General features: G+C 58.2%; 14 protein-coding genes. 2 read left to right on the top strand and 12 right to left on the bottom strand.

Annotation, left to right across the window (positions count from 1 at the left end):
• Positions 1 to 49 precede the first annotated feature (49 nt).
• Positions 50 to 286 (top strand): hypothetical protein, encoded by a 237-nt coding sequence (locus tag NN484_RS18690; RefSeq protein WP_008082962.1) that lies wholly within the window; start codon positions 50 to 52, stop codon positions 284 to 286.
• 88 nt (positions 287 to 374) lie between these two features.
• Here the strand turns inward: NN484_RS18690 and NN484_RS18695 are convergent, their stop codons facing one another.
• From NN484_RS18695 to sdhC, 12 genes are all read right to left on the bottom strand, one after another.
• A complete protein-coding gene (locus NN484_RS18695; RefSeq protein ID WP_127651556.1) occupies positions 375 to 776 on the bottom strand; it encodes an MAPEG family protein in 402 nt (133 codons plus the stop codon).
• The gene (locus NN484_RS18700) at positions 776 to 1513 is read right to left on the bottom strand and encodes a DUF599 domain-containing protein (RefSeq protein ID WP_127651557.1); all 738 of its coding nucleotides are present in this window, start codon (positions 1511 to 1513) and stop codon (positions 776 to 778) included. Before NN484_RS18700 ends, NN484_RS18695 begins: the two co-directional genes overlap by 1 nt.
• Positions 1514 to 1711: 198 nt before the next feature.
• Complete coding sequence (brnQ, locus tag NN484_RS18705) at positions 1712 to 3025, bottom strand: branched-chain amino acid transport system II carrier protein (RefSeq protein ID WP_215501691.1); 1314 nt, start codon at positions 3023 to 3025, stop codon at positions 1712 to 1714.
• A 388-nt stretch (positions 3026 to 3413) separates the two neighbouring features.
• Entirely contained in the window at positions 3414 to 4295 is an 882-nt protein-coding gene (gene sucD / locus NN484_RS18710) for a succinate--CoA ligase subunit alpha (protein WP_007919877.1), read from the bottom strand.
• Positions 4295 to 5461: an ADP-forming succinate--CoA ligase subunit beta gene (gene sucC, locus NN484_RS18715; RefSeq protein WP_003223015.1), complete on the bottom strand. Its 1167-nt coding sequence runs from the start codon at positions 5459 to 5461 to the stop codon at positions 4295 to 4297. The genes sucD and sucC overlap by 1 nt, the downstream gene beginning before the upstream one ends.
• Before the next feature lie 200 nt (positions 5462 to 5661).
• Positions 5662 to 7098 carry a dihydrolipoyl dehydrogenase gene (lpdA, locus tag NN484_RS18720; RefSeq protein WP_127651559.1) on the bottom strand — a complete coding sequence of 479 codons (1437 nt, stop codon included), beginning with the start codon at positions 7096 to 7098 and terminating at the stop codon, positions 5662 to 5664.
• Between the two features lie 97 nt (positions 7099 to 7195).
• Positions 7196 to 8416, bottom strand: a complete 1221-nt coding sequence (odhB, locus tag NN484_RS18725) for a 2-oxoglutarate dehydrogenase complex dihydrolipoyllysine-residue succinyltransferase (protein WP_274657645.1) — start codon at positions 8414 to 8416, stop codon at positions 7196 to 7198.
• A 42-nt stretch (positions 8417 to 8458) separates the two neighbouring features.
• Positions 8459 to 11290, bottom strand: coding sequence for a 2-oxoglutarate dehydrogenase E1 component (locus NN484_RS18730; protein WP_274657646.1), 2832 nt, complete (start codon positions 11288 to 11290; stop codon positions 8459 to 8461).
• Between the two features lie 259 nt (positions 11291 to 11549).
• Complete coding sequence (locus tag NN484_RS18735; protein ID WP_003223007.1) at positions 11550 to 12254, bottom strand: succinate dehydrogenase iron-sulfur subunit; 705 nt, start codon at positions 12252 to 12254, stop codon at positions 11550 to 11552.
• Positions 12255 to 12265: 11 nt separating this feature from the next.
• Positions 12266 to 14038 carry a succinate dehydrogenase flavoprotein subunit gene (gene sdhA, locus NN484_RS18740; RefSeq protein ID WP_025111871.1) on the bottom strand — a complete coding sequence of 591 codons (1773 nt, stop codon included), beginning with the start codon at positions 14036 to 14038 and terminating at the stop codon, positions 12266 to 12268.
• Positions 14039 to 14041: 3 nt separating this feature from the next.
• Positions 14042 to 14410, bottom strand: coding sequence for a succinate dehydrogenase, hydrophobic membrane anchor protein (gene sdhD, locus NN484_RS18745; protein ID WP_003222999.1), 369 nt, complete (start codon positions 14408 to 14410; stop codon positions 14042 to 14044).
• Entirely contained in the window at positions 14404 to 14778 is a 375-nt protein-coding gene (sdhC, locus tag NN484_RS18750; RefSeq protein WP_016773673.1) for a succinate dehydrogenase, cytochrome b556 subunit, read from the bottom strand. The genes sdhD and sdhC overlap by 7 nt, the downstream gene beginning before the upstream one ends.
• Before the next feature lie 363 nt (positions 14779 to 15141).
• Between sdhC and gltA the strand changes: the two genes are divergently transcribed.
• Positions 15142 to 16431, top strand: coding sequence for a citrate synthase (gltA, locus tag NN484_RS18755; protein ID WP_003222994.1), 1290 nt, complete (start codon positions 15142 to 15144; stop codon positions 16429 to 16431).
• Positions 16432 to 16656 lie beyond the last annotated feature (225 nt).

Here is a 16656-nt window from a genome sequence, read left to right on the forward strand (position 1 = left end):
GACCGAGTTCTTAAGGCCAGTAGTTATTTTCCATAAGGAGAAACACCCCATGCGTAAGACTTTAGCTATTGCCTTGATGTTGACCGCTTCCCTCGGTCTCGCTGCCTGCGATAAAAAATCCGAGGACAAAGCTCAAGATGCCAACCAACATGCTGAACAAGCTCAGCAAGACATGAACAAAGCTCAGGATAAAGTGAACGACGCTGCGAAAGAAAACGCCGAAGCCGCCAAAGCTCAGGCTGAATCGAACGCTGCAGCACAAGACGAAGCTGCCAAGAAGCAATAATTGCGACTTGATGCAGAAAAAGAAAACCCGCCAAGTGCGGGTTTTCTTTTGCCCGGGATTTTTGCCAGTACCGGCTTAGAGGCTGCTTTTACAGCAACACAGTTCTAAAAGTCGGACTAATCATCAGCAACAAAGAACAGATAAGGCCGACCAGCCACGCCAGACTGCGCAGCGTTGGCTTATCGGCCAGGTAGAACCACAAGTAGAGAATCCGCGCGATCACAAAGATGATCGCCAAGGCATCGATCAACCAGCCTTGTGTCTGCGTGGTGTGCGCCATCAGCACGCCCACGGCAAACAGGATGAATGCTTCAATGCTGTTCTGGTGCGCCGCCAGCGCCCGCGCGCCATAACCGGTGAGTTGCGCCTGTTGTTGGCGTGGCAGGTGGTTGTTGTACCCCCCCTGCTCTTTCATGGCTTTCCCCACCGGCATACGCGCGATGTAAATCAACAATGCACTGATAAACACACACCAGAACGGAATACTCATCAAGCGGCCTCTTTATTCGCTTCGGGCAACGACGCCTCTGTAGGGGTATAGACCATCACATCGAGAACGTCGGAGTGAAACTCGCGGCGATACAACACCAGCACTACGCCGGCGCTCATCAACATGAACAGCCACGGACTGACAAACCACGCCAGCATGCTCATGCCGAAGTAATAAGAGCGCAGGCCGAAGTTGAACTGGTTGGCCGCCATCGAAATCACCCGCGCCGCCCGTAGTGCGAACGCCTTGCGCTCCTGCTCGGACACCTGACGCTCACCGATCATGGGTGCCGACCCCACCAGCACTGCGGCAAAGTTGTACTGACGCATGCACCAACTGAACGTGAAGAACGCATAGACGAACACCAGCGCCAGACATAGCAACTTGATCTCCGACATGCCCTGCGACGCCTGCTGGACCATCGGAATATCCGCCAGCAACGATACCGCGCGCTCGGACGCGCCCAGCACGGTCAGAATGCCGGCGAGGATGATCAGGGTGCTGGAGGCGAAGAACGAGGCATTGCGCTCCAGATTGCCGATCACGCTGGCATCGGCGATGCGGTTGTCGCGCAGCAGCATGCGGCGCATCCAGTCTTCGCGGTACAGGTGCAGCACACTGGCCAGACACGCGGTGTCGCGGGCCTTCCACGACGCATAACGTGTGTAGCCGCCCCAGCAGATGACAAACCAGAGCGCGGCCAGCAGGTGGATCAGGTTGGCTTGGATGAACGACATGCAATTCCTTGTGATGACGGGCGGTAAATCGGAAACCTGTGGGAGCAGGCTCACGCCTACATAAAATCTGTGCAGTGCTTCGACGTTAGCTCAGGGAAAAAGACACTGCCTGACGCGCATAAAAAATGCCCCGTATCGATTGATACGGGGCATTTCTGTTTAATCACTCAAGACCCGCTTGTGGCGGCTCGGTGAACGTTACGCTACCGCTTCGCTGCGCTTGCCCAGCAGGCGATCGCAGATCACCGCGACCACCAGGGTCATGACGCATGGCACCAGCCACGCCAGGCCCTGCTCGCTCAGCGGCAGGTGGGACAGCTGCGACGGCATCCAGTCGGCCAGGCCGGCGCCCTTGAGGGCGTCGATGGTGCCGAACACGAAGGACACCAGCATCACCGGGCCGATGATGCGGCCGTGTTCATGCCAGAAGTCTTTGCAGAAGCTCAGGCCGACCAACACGATGCACGGCGGGTAGATCGCGGTCAGCACCGGGATCGAGAAGGCGATCAGCTTGGTCAGGCCCAGGTTCGACACCAGCAGCGAGAACGCCGCCAGAATGATCACCAGGGTCTTGTAGGACAGTGGCAGCACGCGGCTGAAGTATTCAGCGCAGGCACAGGTCAGACCGACCGCCGTCACCAGGCACGCCAGCGAGATCAGCACCGCCAGAAAACCACTGCCCAGCGAACCGAAGGTGTGTTGCACATAAGCGTGCAGCACCGCCGCGCCGTTGGTGGCACCGGCCGCGACTTCATGGCTGCCGGAACCGAGGCGGAACAAGCTGATGTACACCAGCGCCAGACCGACACCGGCGATGAGGCCGGCGATGATCGCGTAACGGGTGATCAGCGCAGGTGAGTCGACGCCACGGGAGCGGATTGCGTTGACGATGACGATGCCAAACACCAGAGCGCCAAGGGTATCCATGGTCAGGTAACCATTGATGAAACCCTGGGAGAACGGTGCCGCGACGTATTCAGGCGTTGCCTGACCGATATCACCCGCTGGCAAGGCGAACGCGGCAATGCCGAGCACAGCCAGGGCGATGATCTTCAGCGGCGCGAGGAAACGCCCGACGGTATCGAGCAGGCGGCCCGGGTACAGCGAGATGAAGAACACCAGCAGGAAGTACACCGAGCTGTAGAGGAACAGCGCCAGCGGGCTTTCGCCGGTCAGCGGCGCCAAACCTACTTCGAACGACACGGTCGCGGTCCGCGGAGTGGCGAACAACGGGCCGACTGCCAGGTAGCAGGCTGCAGCGAGTACACCACCGGCGATCTTGCCGATCGGGCTGCTCAGCGTGTCCATCGCGCCGCCGACCTTGGCCAGGGCAACGACGGTGATCACCGGCAGACCCACCGCGGTGATCAGAAAGCCCAGCGCCGCCATCCAGACGTTAGGTCCGGACTGCAGGCCGACGATAGGCGGGAAGATGATGTTGCCGGCCCCGACGAACAGGGCGAATGTCATAAAACCAAGTGCCAGGATGTCCTGACCTTTCAAAACTTTCATTAAGGAAATACCACACTACTGAATCGGAATTTAGAGGGGGATTTCCCTGTGGGGTTAGGGAAATGCTGTCAGTCCGTATAAGACTGACCCGTTTGGCGCGTTGCATGCCTTGTGGGCGGCAGACGCAAAAATGGCTGCTAGCCTAACGAATTTGTCTGACAAACGCACTGTTTGAGGGCGAACTATCCGATACGCGACGTTTCCGTGTCGCGTTTACGTATTTAAATTTCATAAAGAAAGCAAAGATCAAAAGATCGCAGCCTTCGGCAGCTCCTACATCGGGTTATCTGTAGGAACTGCCGAAGGCTGCGATCTTTTGATCTTCAGAAACGACAAAGGCCACCCGAAGGTGGCCTTTGCCTGGTAAAGCGTCAGTCAAGCACGAGGCTTACTTGACAGCCCAACCAGTCAGCTCGGCCAGGGCCTTGCCGATGTCTGCCAGCGAACGCACGGTTTTCACGCCTGCGTCTTGCAGAGCAGCGAATTTCTCGTCTGCAGTGCCTTTGCCGCCAGAGATGATTGCGCCAGCATGGCCCATGCGCTTGCCCGGAGGAGCAGTCACACCAGCGATGTAGGAAACAACCGGCTTGGTCACGTGTGCCTTGATGTAGGCAGCCGCTTCTTCTTCAGCCGAACCGCCGATCTCACCAATCATCACGATCGCTTCGGTCTTCGGGTCTTCCTGGAACAGCTTCAGGATATCGATGAAGTTCGAACCCGGGATCGGGTCACCACCGATGCCGACGCAAGTCGACTGACCGAAACCGGCGTCAGTGGTCTGCTTCACAGCTTCGTAGGTCAGGGTGCCGGAACGCGAAACGATACCGACCTTGCCTGGCAAGTGAATGTGACCTGGCATGATGCCGATCTTGCATTCGCCTGGGGTGATCACGCCTGGGCAGTTAGGGCCGATCAGGACTACGCCCAGCTCGTCGCACTTAACTTTAGCGTCCAGCATATCCAGGGTAGGAATGCCTTCGGTGATGCAAACGATCAGCTTGATGCCGCCGAATGCCGCTTCCAGGATCGAGTCCTTGCAGAAAGGAGCCGGAACGTAGATCACGCTGGCGGTAGCGCCAGTGGCCGCTACTGCGTCTTTAACGGTGTTGAACACTGGCAGACCCAGGTGCTCGGTGCCGCCTTTGCCCGGAGTTACGCCACCCACCATCTTGGTGCCGTATTCGATGGCTTGCTGGGTGTGGAAACTACCTTGCGAACCGGTAATACCCTGGCAGATAACTTTGGTGTCTTTATTGATCAGGACGCTCATTATTTGCCCTCCGCAGCTTTGACAACTTGTTGAGCAGCGTCGGTCAGGCTGGTAGCAGCGATGATGTTCAAACCGCTTTCTGCCAGTACTTTAGCGCCCAGCTCAGCGTTGTTGCCTTCAAGGCGAACAACAACCGGGATTTTCACGCCGACTTCTTTCACGGCGCCGATGATGCCTTCGGCAATCATGTCGCAGCGAACGATGCCGCCGAAGATGTTGACCAGTACTGCAGCGACGTTGGTGTCGGACAGGATGATCTTGAACGCTTCAGTTACGCGTTCCTTGGTTGCACCACCGCCTACGTCGAGGAAGTTGGCTGGCTTGCCGCCGTGCAGGTTGACGATGTCCATGGTACCCATGGCCAGACCGGCACCGTTGACCATGCAGCCGATGTTGCCTTCCAGGGCTACGTAGTTCAGTTCGAACTTGGCAGCGTGCGCTTCACGCGGATCGTCTTGCGACGGATCGTGGAAAGTCTTCAGCTTAGGCTGACGGTACATGGCGTTGGCGTCGATGTTGATCTTGGCGTCCAGGCAGTGCAGATCGCCGTCAGCCTTGATCACCAGCGGGTTCACTTCCAGCAGGGCCAGATCGTGATCCTGGAACAGTTTGGCCAGACCTACGAAGATCTTGGCGAACTGGGCAACTTGCTTGCCTTCCAGACCCAGTTGGAACGCCAGCTCGCGACCCTGGAATGGCTGAGCGCCAACCAGTGGATCGATAGTGGCTTTCAGAATTTTTTCTGGAGTGTCGTGAGCGATTTTCTCGATGTCCACGCCACCTTCGGTGGAAGCCATGAACACGATGCGACGGCTCGAACGGTCAACGACAGCGCCCAGGTACAGCTCTTTAGCGATATCAGTGCACGATTCAACCAGGATCTTGGTGACTGGCTGACCATTGGCGTCAGTCTGGTAAGTCACCAGACGCTTGCCCAGCCACTGCTGTGCGAAGGCCTTGGCGTCTTCTTTGTTGCGAACCAGCTTGACGCCGCCCGCTTTACCGCGACCACCGGCGTGGACCTGGGCTTTGACAACCCACTCGCTGCCGCCGATTTTGTCGCAAGCTTCTGCTGCTGCTTCCGGGGTGTCTACTGCGTAACCAGTGGAAACTGGCAGGCCGTATTCAGCGAACAGCTGCTTACCCTGATACTCGTGAAGATTCATGCTTTTTACCGTCTTCGTTAGGTACTGCGCATTCGGCGCTGCGCTCTTGATGAGTGCCGCGCCACCTGTGACTGCTGCTTGCGTAGCCTTTCCGGGTACCCGGTGCAGCTACGCAAGACTGCGTCCAGCGGACATTCCGCGGTGAGACTTGCTCGCAAGGCTCACGACGGGCCGTTACCGCCGTGGTTTCTTATTATGTCTTAACGCTTCTTGCGGTTGGCAATGTGGATGGCGCCGCCATTCACAGCCAGAGCAGCTTCGTGCAAGGCTTCAGACAGGGTCGGATGGGAGAAAACCATCATGCCCAGGTCTTCAGCGCTGGTGCCGAATTCCATACCGATCGCGCCCTGCTGAACCAGTTCTGCAGCGCTCGGGCCAATCACGTGCACGCCCAATACGCGGTCAGTCTTGGCATCCGCGATGACCTTGACGAAACCACCGGTATCGTTGGCGGCCATGGCACGGCCGGAAGCGGCGAACGGGAAGGTGCCGACGTTAACTTCAACGCCTTCGGCTTTCAAGGCCTGCTCGGTTTTGCCAACCCACGCGATTTCCGGGTGAGTATAAATAACCGAAGGGATCAGGTCATAGTTCATCTGGGCTTTGTGACCCTTGATGCGCTCGACAACCATGATGCCCTCTTCCGAGGCTTTGTGAGCCAGCATCATGCCGCGAACCACGTCACCAATGGCGTAGACGCCCGGTACGGTGGTGGCGCAGTGATCGTCAACGTGCACGAAACCGCGCTCGTCCAGGGTCACGCCGCTGTCGGCAGCCAGCAGATCAGTGGTCACCGGACGGCGACCAACGGCTACGATCAGCTTGTCGAAAGTGATGGTCTGTTCGCCGTTGGCATCGGTGTAGTTCACAACGACTTCGTCGCCATTCACTTTCGAACCGGTTACGCGAGCGCCCAGCTTGATGTCCAGACCCTGTTTGGTCAGGGTTTTCAGCGCTTCCTTGGAAACAGCGGTGTCAGCTGCCATCAGGAAAGTGTCCAGGGCTTCCAGGACAGTCACTTCTGCACCCAGACGCGACCAGACCGAACCCAGTTCCAGACCGATCACGCCAGCGCCGATCACGCCCAGACGCTTGGGTACGGACTGGAATTCCAGCGCGCCAGTCGAATCGACGATGACGTTCTGATCGACCGGAGCCGGTGGAATGTCGATCGGACGCGAACCTGGAGCCAGGATGACGTTTTCAGCTTCGATGACTTCAACCGAGCCGTCCGGCTTGGTGACTTCGACTTTCTTGCCTGCCAGCAGTTTGCCGTGGCCCTGGATCGAAGTAACGCCGTTGGCCTTGAACAGGGTGGCAACGCCGCCGGTCAGGTTCTTGACGATGCCAGCCTTGCGGCCAACCATCGCAGCGACGTCCATTTTGACTTCGCCGGTCGAGATACCGTGAACGTTGAAGCTCTCTTTGGCTTCCTTGTACTTCCAGGAGCTGTCCAGCAGCGCCTTGGACGGAATGCAGCCGACGTTCAGGCAAGTACCGCCGAGGGCTTGCTTGCCTTCAGCGTCGGTGTACTTCTCGATGCAGGCAGTGGTGAGACCCAACTGCGCGGCCTTGATGGCAGCTACATAGCCGCCAGGGCCGGCACCGATCACTACTACGTCAAATTTCTGCGACATTCAAAAAATCCTCTTTAGCGAAAAGCTTCAAGCCGCGCGCTCCAAGCCAAGCTGCCTTTTCTTGCAGCTTGAAACTTGAAGCTCGCAGCTGCTTCTATCAGATATCCAGCAACAGACGAGCCGGATCTTCCAGCAGGTTCTTGATGGTCACCAGGAAGGTCACAGCTTCTTTGCCATCGATCAGACGGTGATCGTAGGACAGTGCCAGGTACATCATCGGACGGATCACGACCTGACCGTTGATGGCCATAGGACGCTGGATGATGTTGTGCATGCCCAGAATCGCTGCCTGCGGTGGGTTGACGATCGGGGTCGACATCATCGAACCGAAGGTACCACCGTTGGTGATGGTGAAGGTACCGCCGGTCATCTCTTCCATCGACAGTTTGCCGTCACGGGCTTTCTTGCCGAAAGTGGCGATGCCGCCTTCGATTTCAGCCAGGCTCATCAGCTCGGCGTTACGCAGAACCGGTACTACCAGACCACGGTCGCTGGAAACGGCAACACCGATGTCGGCGTAGCCGTGGTAAACGATGTCCGCGCCGTCGATCGAAGCGTTGACCGCCGGGAAGCGTTTCAGCGCTTCGGTGGCCGCCTTGACGAAGAACGACATGAAGCCCAGGCGTACGCCGTTGTGGGACTTCTCGAACAGATCCTTGTACTTCGAACGCAGGGCCATGACTTCGGTCATGTCGACTTCGTTGAAAGTGGTCAGCATCGCCATGTTCGACTGAGCTTCAACCAGACGCTCGGCAACCTTGGCGCGCAGACGGGTCATCGGTACGCGTTTTTCAACGCGGTCACCGGCAGCGAATACCGGAGCAGCAGCGGCTGGAGCAGCCGCTTTTGCAGGAGCGGCAGCCGGAGCGGCTTTCTTCGCGGCAACAGCAGCCACCACGTCTTCCTTGGTCACACGACCGCCTTTGCCGGTGCCGGCAACGGAAGCGATGTTGATGCCGTTTTCTTCAGCCAGCTTGCGCGCAGCCGGAGCAGCAACAGGATCGTCTTCGCCTTCGGCAGCAGCCGGGGCAGCGGCAGCAGCGGCCGGAGCAGCAGCGGCGGCTGGAGCGGCAGCAGCGCCGCCCGCTTCGATGGAGCCCAGGACTTCGTCAGACAGAACGGTGTCGCCTTCGTTCTTGACGATTGCGCCCAGCACGCCGTCGGCGGTAGCCAGAACTTCCAATACGACTTTGTCAGTTTCGATGTCGACGATCAGGTCGTCACGCTTGACGGCGTCGCCCGGTTTTTTGTGCCAGGTGGCAACGGTGCCATCGGCAACCGATTCCGGGAAAGTGGGGGCTTTGATCTCGATAGCCATTATCTGTGGTTCCTTAAATTCGGTTTCAGGTGCGCGAAGGCATTAAACGGTAAACGCGTCTTGCAGCAGTTTTTCCTGCTGCTCGGCGTGCATCGATGCGTAACCACAAGCTGGGGCAGCAGAAGCCTCACGGCCCGCGTACTCGAGTACGAGAGACTTGTCGAGGTTACCGATGCTGCGACGCAAGTGGTGCTGGCTGCAGTACCAGGCGCCCTGGTTCATCGGCTCTTCCTGACACCAGACGGCATGCTTGACGTTGGTGTAAGGCGCCAGGACTTCTTTCAAGTCGTCCTCAGGGAATGGATACAGCTGCTCGATACGCACGATGGCGATATCGTCACGGCCTTCGGCACGGCGTTTTTCCAGCAGGTCGTAGTAGACCTTGCCGCTACACAGAACAACGCGCTCGACCTTTTTCGGGTCCAGGGCATCGATTTCCGGGATCACGGTCTGGAACGAACCTTCAGCCAGATCTTCCAGCGTCGAGATGGCCAGCTTGTGGCGCAGCAGCGACTTCGGCGTCAGCACTACCAGTGGTTTGCGCAGCGGGCGAATCACCTGACGGCGCAGCAAATGGTAGATCTGGGCCGGAGTGGTCGGCATGCACACCTGAATGTTGTGCTCGGCGCACAGCTGCAGGTAACGCTCAAGACGTGCCGAGCTGTGCTCAGGACCCTGACCTTCGTAGCCGTGCGGCAACAGCATGGTCAGACCGCAGAGACGGCCCCACTTGTGCTCGCCGCTGGTGATGAACTGGTCGATAACAACCTGTGCACCGTTGGCGAAGTCGCCGAACTGGGCTTCCCAGATCACCAGCGCGTTTGGCGTGGTGGTCGAGTAGCCGTATTCGAAAGCCAGTACCGCTTCTTCCGACAGGAACGAGTCGTACAGGTCAAAGCGTGGCTGACCGTCGTACAGGTTCTGCAGCGGAATGTAGGTGCCCGCGTCTTTCTGGTTGTGCAGCACAGCGTGACGGTGCGAGAACGTACCGCGGCCGATGTCCTGACCAGTCATGCGGATCGGGTGACCTTCGAACGCCAGGGTCGCGTACGCCATGGTTTCGGCGTAACCCCAGTTGATCGGCAGGCCGCCGGCTTGCATCTTCTGACGGTCTTCGTAGATCTTCGCGACCTGACGCTGAACCACGAAGCCTTCCGGAATTTCCAGCAGCTTGGCGGACAGCTCTTGCAGAGTCTTCAGATCGAAACGCGTGTCGTGACGCGCAGTCCAGGCGTGGCCCAGATACGGACGCCAGTCCACGAACAGCTCTTTGTTCGGCTCTTTGACCAGCGATTTCACCACGTGCAGACCGTTGTCCAGCGCGTTGCGGTACTCGTCGACCTTGGCCTGAACACGTTCAGCGTCCAGTACACCGGCCTGAGTCAGACGATCAGCGTACAGCTCACGGGTGGTGCGCTGCTTGGTGATCTGCTGATACATCAGCGGCTGAGTGCCGCTTGGCTCGTCGGCCTCGTTGTGGCCGCGACGACGGTAGCAGACCAGGTCGATCACCACGTCACGCTTGAACTGCATGCGGTAGTCGATGGCCATCTGGGTCACGAACAGCACGGCTTCCGGATCATCACCATTCACATGGAGGATCGGCGCCTGGATCATCTTCGCAACGTCGGTGGCGTACTCGGTGGAACGCGAGTCCAGCGGGTTGCTGATGGTGAAACCGACCTGGTTGTTGATCACGATGTGCACGGTACCGCCGGTCTTGAAACCGCGGGTCTGCGACATCTGGAAGGTTTCCATGACCACGCCCTGACCTGCGAATGCAGCGTCACCGTGGATGGAGATCGGCAGAACCTTTTCACCGGTCGGGTCGTTACGACGATCCTGACGGGCGCGAACCGAACCTTCTACCACCGGGGAAACGATTTCCAGGTGGGACGGGTTGAACGCCATGGCCAGGTGAACTTCACCGCCGGTGGTCATTACGTTGGACGAGAAGCCCTGGTGGTATTTAACGTCACCGGAACCCAGCTCGACCTTCTTCTTGCCTTCGAACTCGTCGAACAGCTCGCGCGGGTTCTTGCCGAAGGTGTTGACCAGCACGTTCAGACGGCCACGGTGGGCCATGCCGATGACGACTTCCTTGGTGCCGTAGGAACCGGAACGCTGGATCAGCTCGTCGAGCATCGGGATCAGGCTTTCGCCGCCTTCCAGACCGAAACGCTTGGTACCCGGGTATTTGGTGCCCAGGTATTTTTCCAGGCCTTCACCGGCGGTCACGCGCTCGAGCAGGTGGCTCTTGATATCAGCGGAGTACGTCGGACGACCACGCACGCTTTCCAGACGCTGCTGGAACCACTGGCGCTGCTCGGAATCGGTGATGTGCGTAAATTCAGCGCCGATGGTGCGGCAATATGTCTGCTGCAACGCTTCGTGAATTTCGCGTAGGCTCGCTTCCTCTTTGCCGATGAACAGGTCGCCGGCACGGAAGGTCGTATCAAGATCGGCATTGGTCAAGCCGTAATGATTGATCGACAGGTCTGCAGGTGCAGGACGCTGCCACAGCCCCAGCGGGTCAAGCTGGGCTGCCTGGTGGCCACGCATACGGTAGGCCTGGATCAATCGCAGCACTTCAACTTGCTTCTTCTCGTGCTCACTGCTCACGCTACCGGCGGAAACCGGCTGGGCGCGGCGCTGGTTCTTTGCCAGCAGCACGAAATGATCGCGAATTGTGGAGTGCGAAACATCAGTGGCAGAGTTGCCGTCGGCAGGCAACTTCTGAAAGTAGGTGCGCCACTCTTCTGGCACAGCGTTAGGGTCGTGCAGGTAGAGCTCATAAAGCTCTTCCACATAGGCAGCGTTTCCACCTGAAAGGTAGGCGCTGTTCCACATGCGCTGCATCACGCTTTCTTGCATGCTTGGTCACCCTCGGTTAGGGGAACACCATCGGCGTCAATACCGAGCAAACTTGCAGAAGTCCGAATGCAGCGACCAAAACAAGCCACTTAGGATCACGCTGATAGTCCGGGTACCAGCCCGGATGCCCCTGCTTGTCTCATTTCTTCAAAATAAGAGCTGCAGCTTGTGGCTACTGCTCTGGTTATAGCCATGACGCGGGTTGAAGCCCGCGCCACAGCCTCTTCGGTACAGCGGTCCTACGGTTACAGCAGCTGAATCACACGCCGCTCGAAAGCAGCATGTTACGGATGTGACCGATGGCCTTAGTCGGGTTCAGGCCTTTCGGACATACGTTGACGCAGTTCATGATGCCCCGGCAGCGGAAGACGCTGAACGGGTCATCGAGTGAAGCCAGACGCTCGGACGTCTTGGTGTCACGGCTATCTGCCAGGAAGCGGTACGCTTGCAGCAGAGCAGCTGGACCCAGGAACTTGTCCGGGTTCCACCAGAAGGACGGGCACGAGGTCGAGCAGCAGGCGCACAGGATGCACTCGTACAGACCGTCGAGCTTTTCACGCTCTTCAGGGGACTGCAGACGCTCGATGGCCGGAGCCGGCGTGTCGTTCTGCAGGTAAGGCTTAACCTTCTCGTATTGCTTGTAGAAGATGCTCATATCGACGACCAGGTCACGGATAACCGGCAAACCTGGCAGCGGACGAACGATCAACTTGTTGCCTTTTACGACAGCGGACAGCGGCGTGATGCACGCCAGACCGTTCTTGCCGTTGATGTTCATGCCGTCGGAGCCGCAGACGCCTTCACGGCAAGAGCGACGATAGGAGAAACCCTCGTCCTGCTCTTTGATCAGGGCCAGCACGTCCAGCACCATCAGGTCTTTACCACCGGTATCGACCTGGAATTCCTGCATGAACGGCGCAGCGTCCTGATCAGGGTTGTAGCGATAAACACTGACTTGCAACATGGCGGTCACCCTTAATAAGTCCGGACTTTAGGTTCGAAAGTCGGAACAGTCTTCGGCGAGAAGTTCACGGCACGCTTGGTGACGCGCTTGTCACCCGGGAAGTACAGGGTGTGGCACAGCCAGTTTTCGTCGTCACGATCTTCGAAGTCTTCACGGGCGTGGGCGCCGCGGGACTCTTTACGTACTTCGGCAGCGATGGCGGTAGCTTCAGCCACTTCCAGCAGGTTTTGCAGCTCGAGAGCTTCGATACGTGCGGTGTTGAACGCCTGCGACTTATCGTTGATCTTCACGTTGGCGATGCGCTTGCGCAGATCGGCCAGCTGGGCAATACCCTTCTGCATGTATTCGCCGGTACGGAACACACCGAAGTAGTTCTGCATGCAGCTTTGCAGCTCGCGACGCAGGGTAGCCACGTCTTCGCCATCGGTACGGCCATTCAGCGCGTTCAGACGCGACAGCGCAGCTTCGATGTCGGCTTCGGTCGCGTCGTCGTATTCGATACCGTCGGTCAGCGCCTTCTCCAGGTGCAGGCCGGCAGCGCGGCCGAATACCACCAGATCGAGCAGCGAGTTACCGCCCAGACGGTTGGCACCGTGCACCGATACGCAAGCCACTTCACCTACGGCGAACAGACCAGGAATGATCTGATCCACGCCTTCGGCGTTCTGGGTGATCGCCTGACCGTGAATGTTGGTGGCAACGCCGCCCATCATGTAGTGGCAGGTTGGAACAACCGGAACAGGAGCAACCACCGGGTCAACGTGAGCGAAAGTCTTCGACAGTTCGCAGATGCCTGGCAGACGGCTGTGCAGCACTTCCTCGCCCAGGTGGTCGAGTTTGAGCATTACGTGGTCGCCATTCGGACCGCAACCGTTGCCGGCGATGATTTCTTTAACCATCGAGCGAGCAACCACGTCACGACCGGCCAGGTCTTTCGCGTTCGGAGCATAACGCTCCATGAAACGCTCGCCGTGCTTGTTGATCAGGTAACCACCTTCACCACGGCAACCTTCGGTCACCAGTACACCGGCGCCGGCGATGCCGGTCGGGTGGAACTGCCACATTTCGATGTCTTGTACCGGCACGCCAGCACGCAGGGCCATGCCAACGCCGTCACCGGTGTTGATCAGGGCGTTGGTGGTGGAGGCGTAGATACGGCCTGCACCGCCAGTCGCCAGCACAGTGGCCTTGGCGCGGATGTACGAGGTTTCGCCGGTTTCGATGCAGATCGCGATCACACCGACGAACTCGCCTTCCTGGTTCTTCACCAGGTCGACAGCGTAGTACTCGTTCAGGAACGTGGTACCGGCTTTCAGGTTGCCCTGATAAAGGGTGTGCAGCAGAGCGTGACCGGTACGGTCGGACGCTGCGCAGGTACGTGCAGCCTGACCGCCCTTGCCGTAGTCCTTGGACTGGCCACCGAACGGACGCTGGTAGATACGGCCTTGCTCGGTACGCGAGAACGGCAGACCCATATGGTCCAGCTCGAAAACGGCAGCCGGGCCTTCCTGACACATGTATTCGATAGCGTCCTGGTCACCGATGTAGTCGGAACCCTTGACGGTATCGTACATGTGCCAGCGCCAGTCATCGTTCGGGTCGGCGGACGCGATCGCGCAGGTGATGCCGCCCTGGGCGGATACAGTGTGCGAACGGGTCGGGAAAACCTTGGTGATCACGGCAGTCTTGTGACCGCCCTGTGCCAGCTGCAGCGCAGCGCGCATGCCGGCACCGCCACCACCAATAATGATGGCGTCGAAAGAAATCGTTGGAATGTTAGCCATGACTCAGATACCCCAGAGAATCTGCACACCCCAGACGAAGTAAGCGAACATCGCAACGCCGCATACTGCCTGGAAAAGGAAACGTATAGCCGTCGCAGACTTGCCGAACGCCATTGGCGTCAGGTAGTCAGTCGCGATGGTCCACATGCCGACCCAGGCGTGAGCGCCGAGGGCAACAAGGGCCAGGAGGCTGAAAATACGCATCCCGTTGTGGGCGAACAGTTCATGCCACTGGGCATACTCGAGGCCTGGGTGGGCCACGACGTATCCGATCAGAAAGATGAAGTAAGCCGCGAGAACGACCGCCGACACACGTTGCGCCATCCAGTCATAGAGGCCCGAACGCGAGAGGTTCGTGACGTTAGTTACCATATCCAAACTCCTGCCAGAACGATTACCACCACGGAAACGGCGATAACGATTTTCGAGCCCAGCTTGCCGCCTTCCAGCGTCTCACCGATGCCCATGTCCATGATCAAATGGCGCACACCGGCAACCAGGTGATACAGCAGAGCGGACAGGATGCCCCAAATCACTAGCTTGGCTAGCGGACTGGTCAGACACGCTTTCACCTGACCGAAGCCTTCCTCGGAGCTCAGCGACTTGTCCAATGCGTAAAGCATGATGGCAAGGCACACAAAGAGGATGACACCGGAGATTCGGTGAAGAATGGACGTGTAAGCAGTGACTGGGAGTTTGATGGTCCTTAGGTCTAGGTTTACAGGTCGTTGGCTTTTCACGGCTTTTTTTTCACACTGAAGAGCCCCTAACAATCAGGGCAAAGTTGTTGGGGAGTGCACTGGTCAGGTAACCACCACCCAGGGATGCGACCCCCAATGAAAGCAAGCCCAAAAGCCCTTGGCGGTCGGTGGCCGAGTATAGACAGTTAGGCTACTAATGACAACGCAATCACCTACCCCAAATAGCTGATTGCACAAGTCGTATAAAAGGCGTAAATGGCAGTCAATTTCGAGGAAAAAGTGCGCTTAAAGCCTTCTGGAGCAAGACTTTAGGCAAATTGACATTCGAATTTATCTCACTATAGTGGTGCGGGCCCTGCGTGGGGGGTCTGTCTGATGGTTCAAGCATAAATAGGAGGCCACATGGCTGACAAAAAAGCGCAGTTGATCATCGAGGGCGCAGCCCCCGTCGAGCTGCCCATTTTAACCGGCACCGTTGGTCCCGATGTAATTGATGTTCGGGGCCTGACGGCCACGGGCCGCTTCACTTTCGACCCGGGTTTCATGTCGACCGCCTCGTGCGAATCGAAGATCACCTATATCGACGGCGACAACGGCATTCTGTTGCACCGCGGCTACCCGATCGAACAGCTGGCTGAAAAGTCGGACTACCTGGAAACCTGCTACCTGCTGCTCAACGGCGAACTGCCGACCGCAGAACAGAAGGCCCAGTTCGTCAGCACCGTGAAAAACCACACCATGGTTCACGAGCAGCTGAAAACCTTCTTCAACGGCTTCCGTCGCGACGCCCACCCGATGGCCGTCATGTGCGGCGTAGTCGGCGCCCTCTCGGCCTTCTACCACGACTCCCTGGACATCAATAACCCGCAGCATCGCGAAATCTCCGCGATCCGTCTGGTTGCCAAGATGCCGACCCTGGCAGCGATGGTTTACAAGTACTCCATGGGCCAACCCATGATGTACCCGCGCAACGACCTGACGTACGCGGAAAACTTCCTGCACATGATGTTCAACACCCCGTGCGAGATCAAACCGATCAGCCCGGTACTCGCCAAGGCCATGGACCGGATCTTCATCCTCCACGCCGACCACGAGCAGAACGCATCGACGTCCACCGTGCGTCTGGCAGGCTCCTCGGGTGCCAACCCGTTCGCCTGTATCGCCGCCGGGATCGCCGCACTGTGGGGCCCTGCCCACGGTGGTGCGAACGAAGCCGTATTGACCATGCTCGACGAGATTGGCGATGTGTCCAACATCGACAAGTTCATCGCCAAGGCCAAGGACAAGAACGATCCGTTCAAGTTGATGGGCTTCGGTCACCGCGTTTACAAGAACCGCGACCCTCGCGCGACTGTAATGAAGCAGACCTGCGACGAAGTATTGAAAGAACTGGGCATCAACAACGATCCGCAACTCGAACTGGCCATGCGCCTGGAAGAGATCGCGCTGACCGACCCGTACTTCATCGAACGCTCGCTGTACCCGAACGTCGACTTCTACTCGGGGATCATCCTCAAGGCGATCGGCATTCCAACCAGCATGTTCACCGTGATCTTCGCCCTGGCACGTACTGTCGGCTGGATCTCCCACTGGAAAGAAATGCTCTCCAGCCCGTACAAGATCGGCCGTCCGCGCCAGCTGTACACCGGCTACGAGTCGCGTGACATTACCAAGCTGGAAGACCGCAAATAAGACTTGTCTTGCGATAACGTCTTGAAGTTGTACCGGGAACGGCCTCTATTTATATAGGGGCCGTTTTTGTTTGTGTGTCGCAGCGGCCTGAGGGCCGACTGGGGTTTTGCGGTTTTGGGTGTATATCCGTTGCTGCGGTAACGGCCTCCTATGGTTTCGCTCTTACAGCGACTCACTTTTCCAGGCGCCGAAAAGTAAGCAAAAGGCTTTGCCCCGGCGTACGGC

This window comes from Pseudomonas serboccidentalis, assembly GCF_028830055.1.
Classification (GTDB): Bacteria; Pseudomonadota; Gammaproteobacteria; order Pseudomonadales; family Pseudomonadaceae; genus Aquipseudomonas; species Aquipseudomonas serboccidentalis.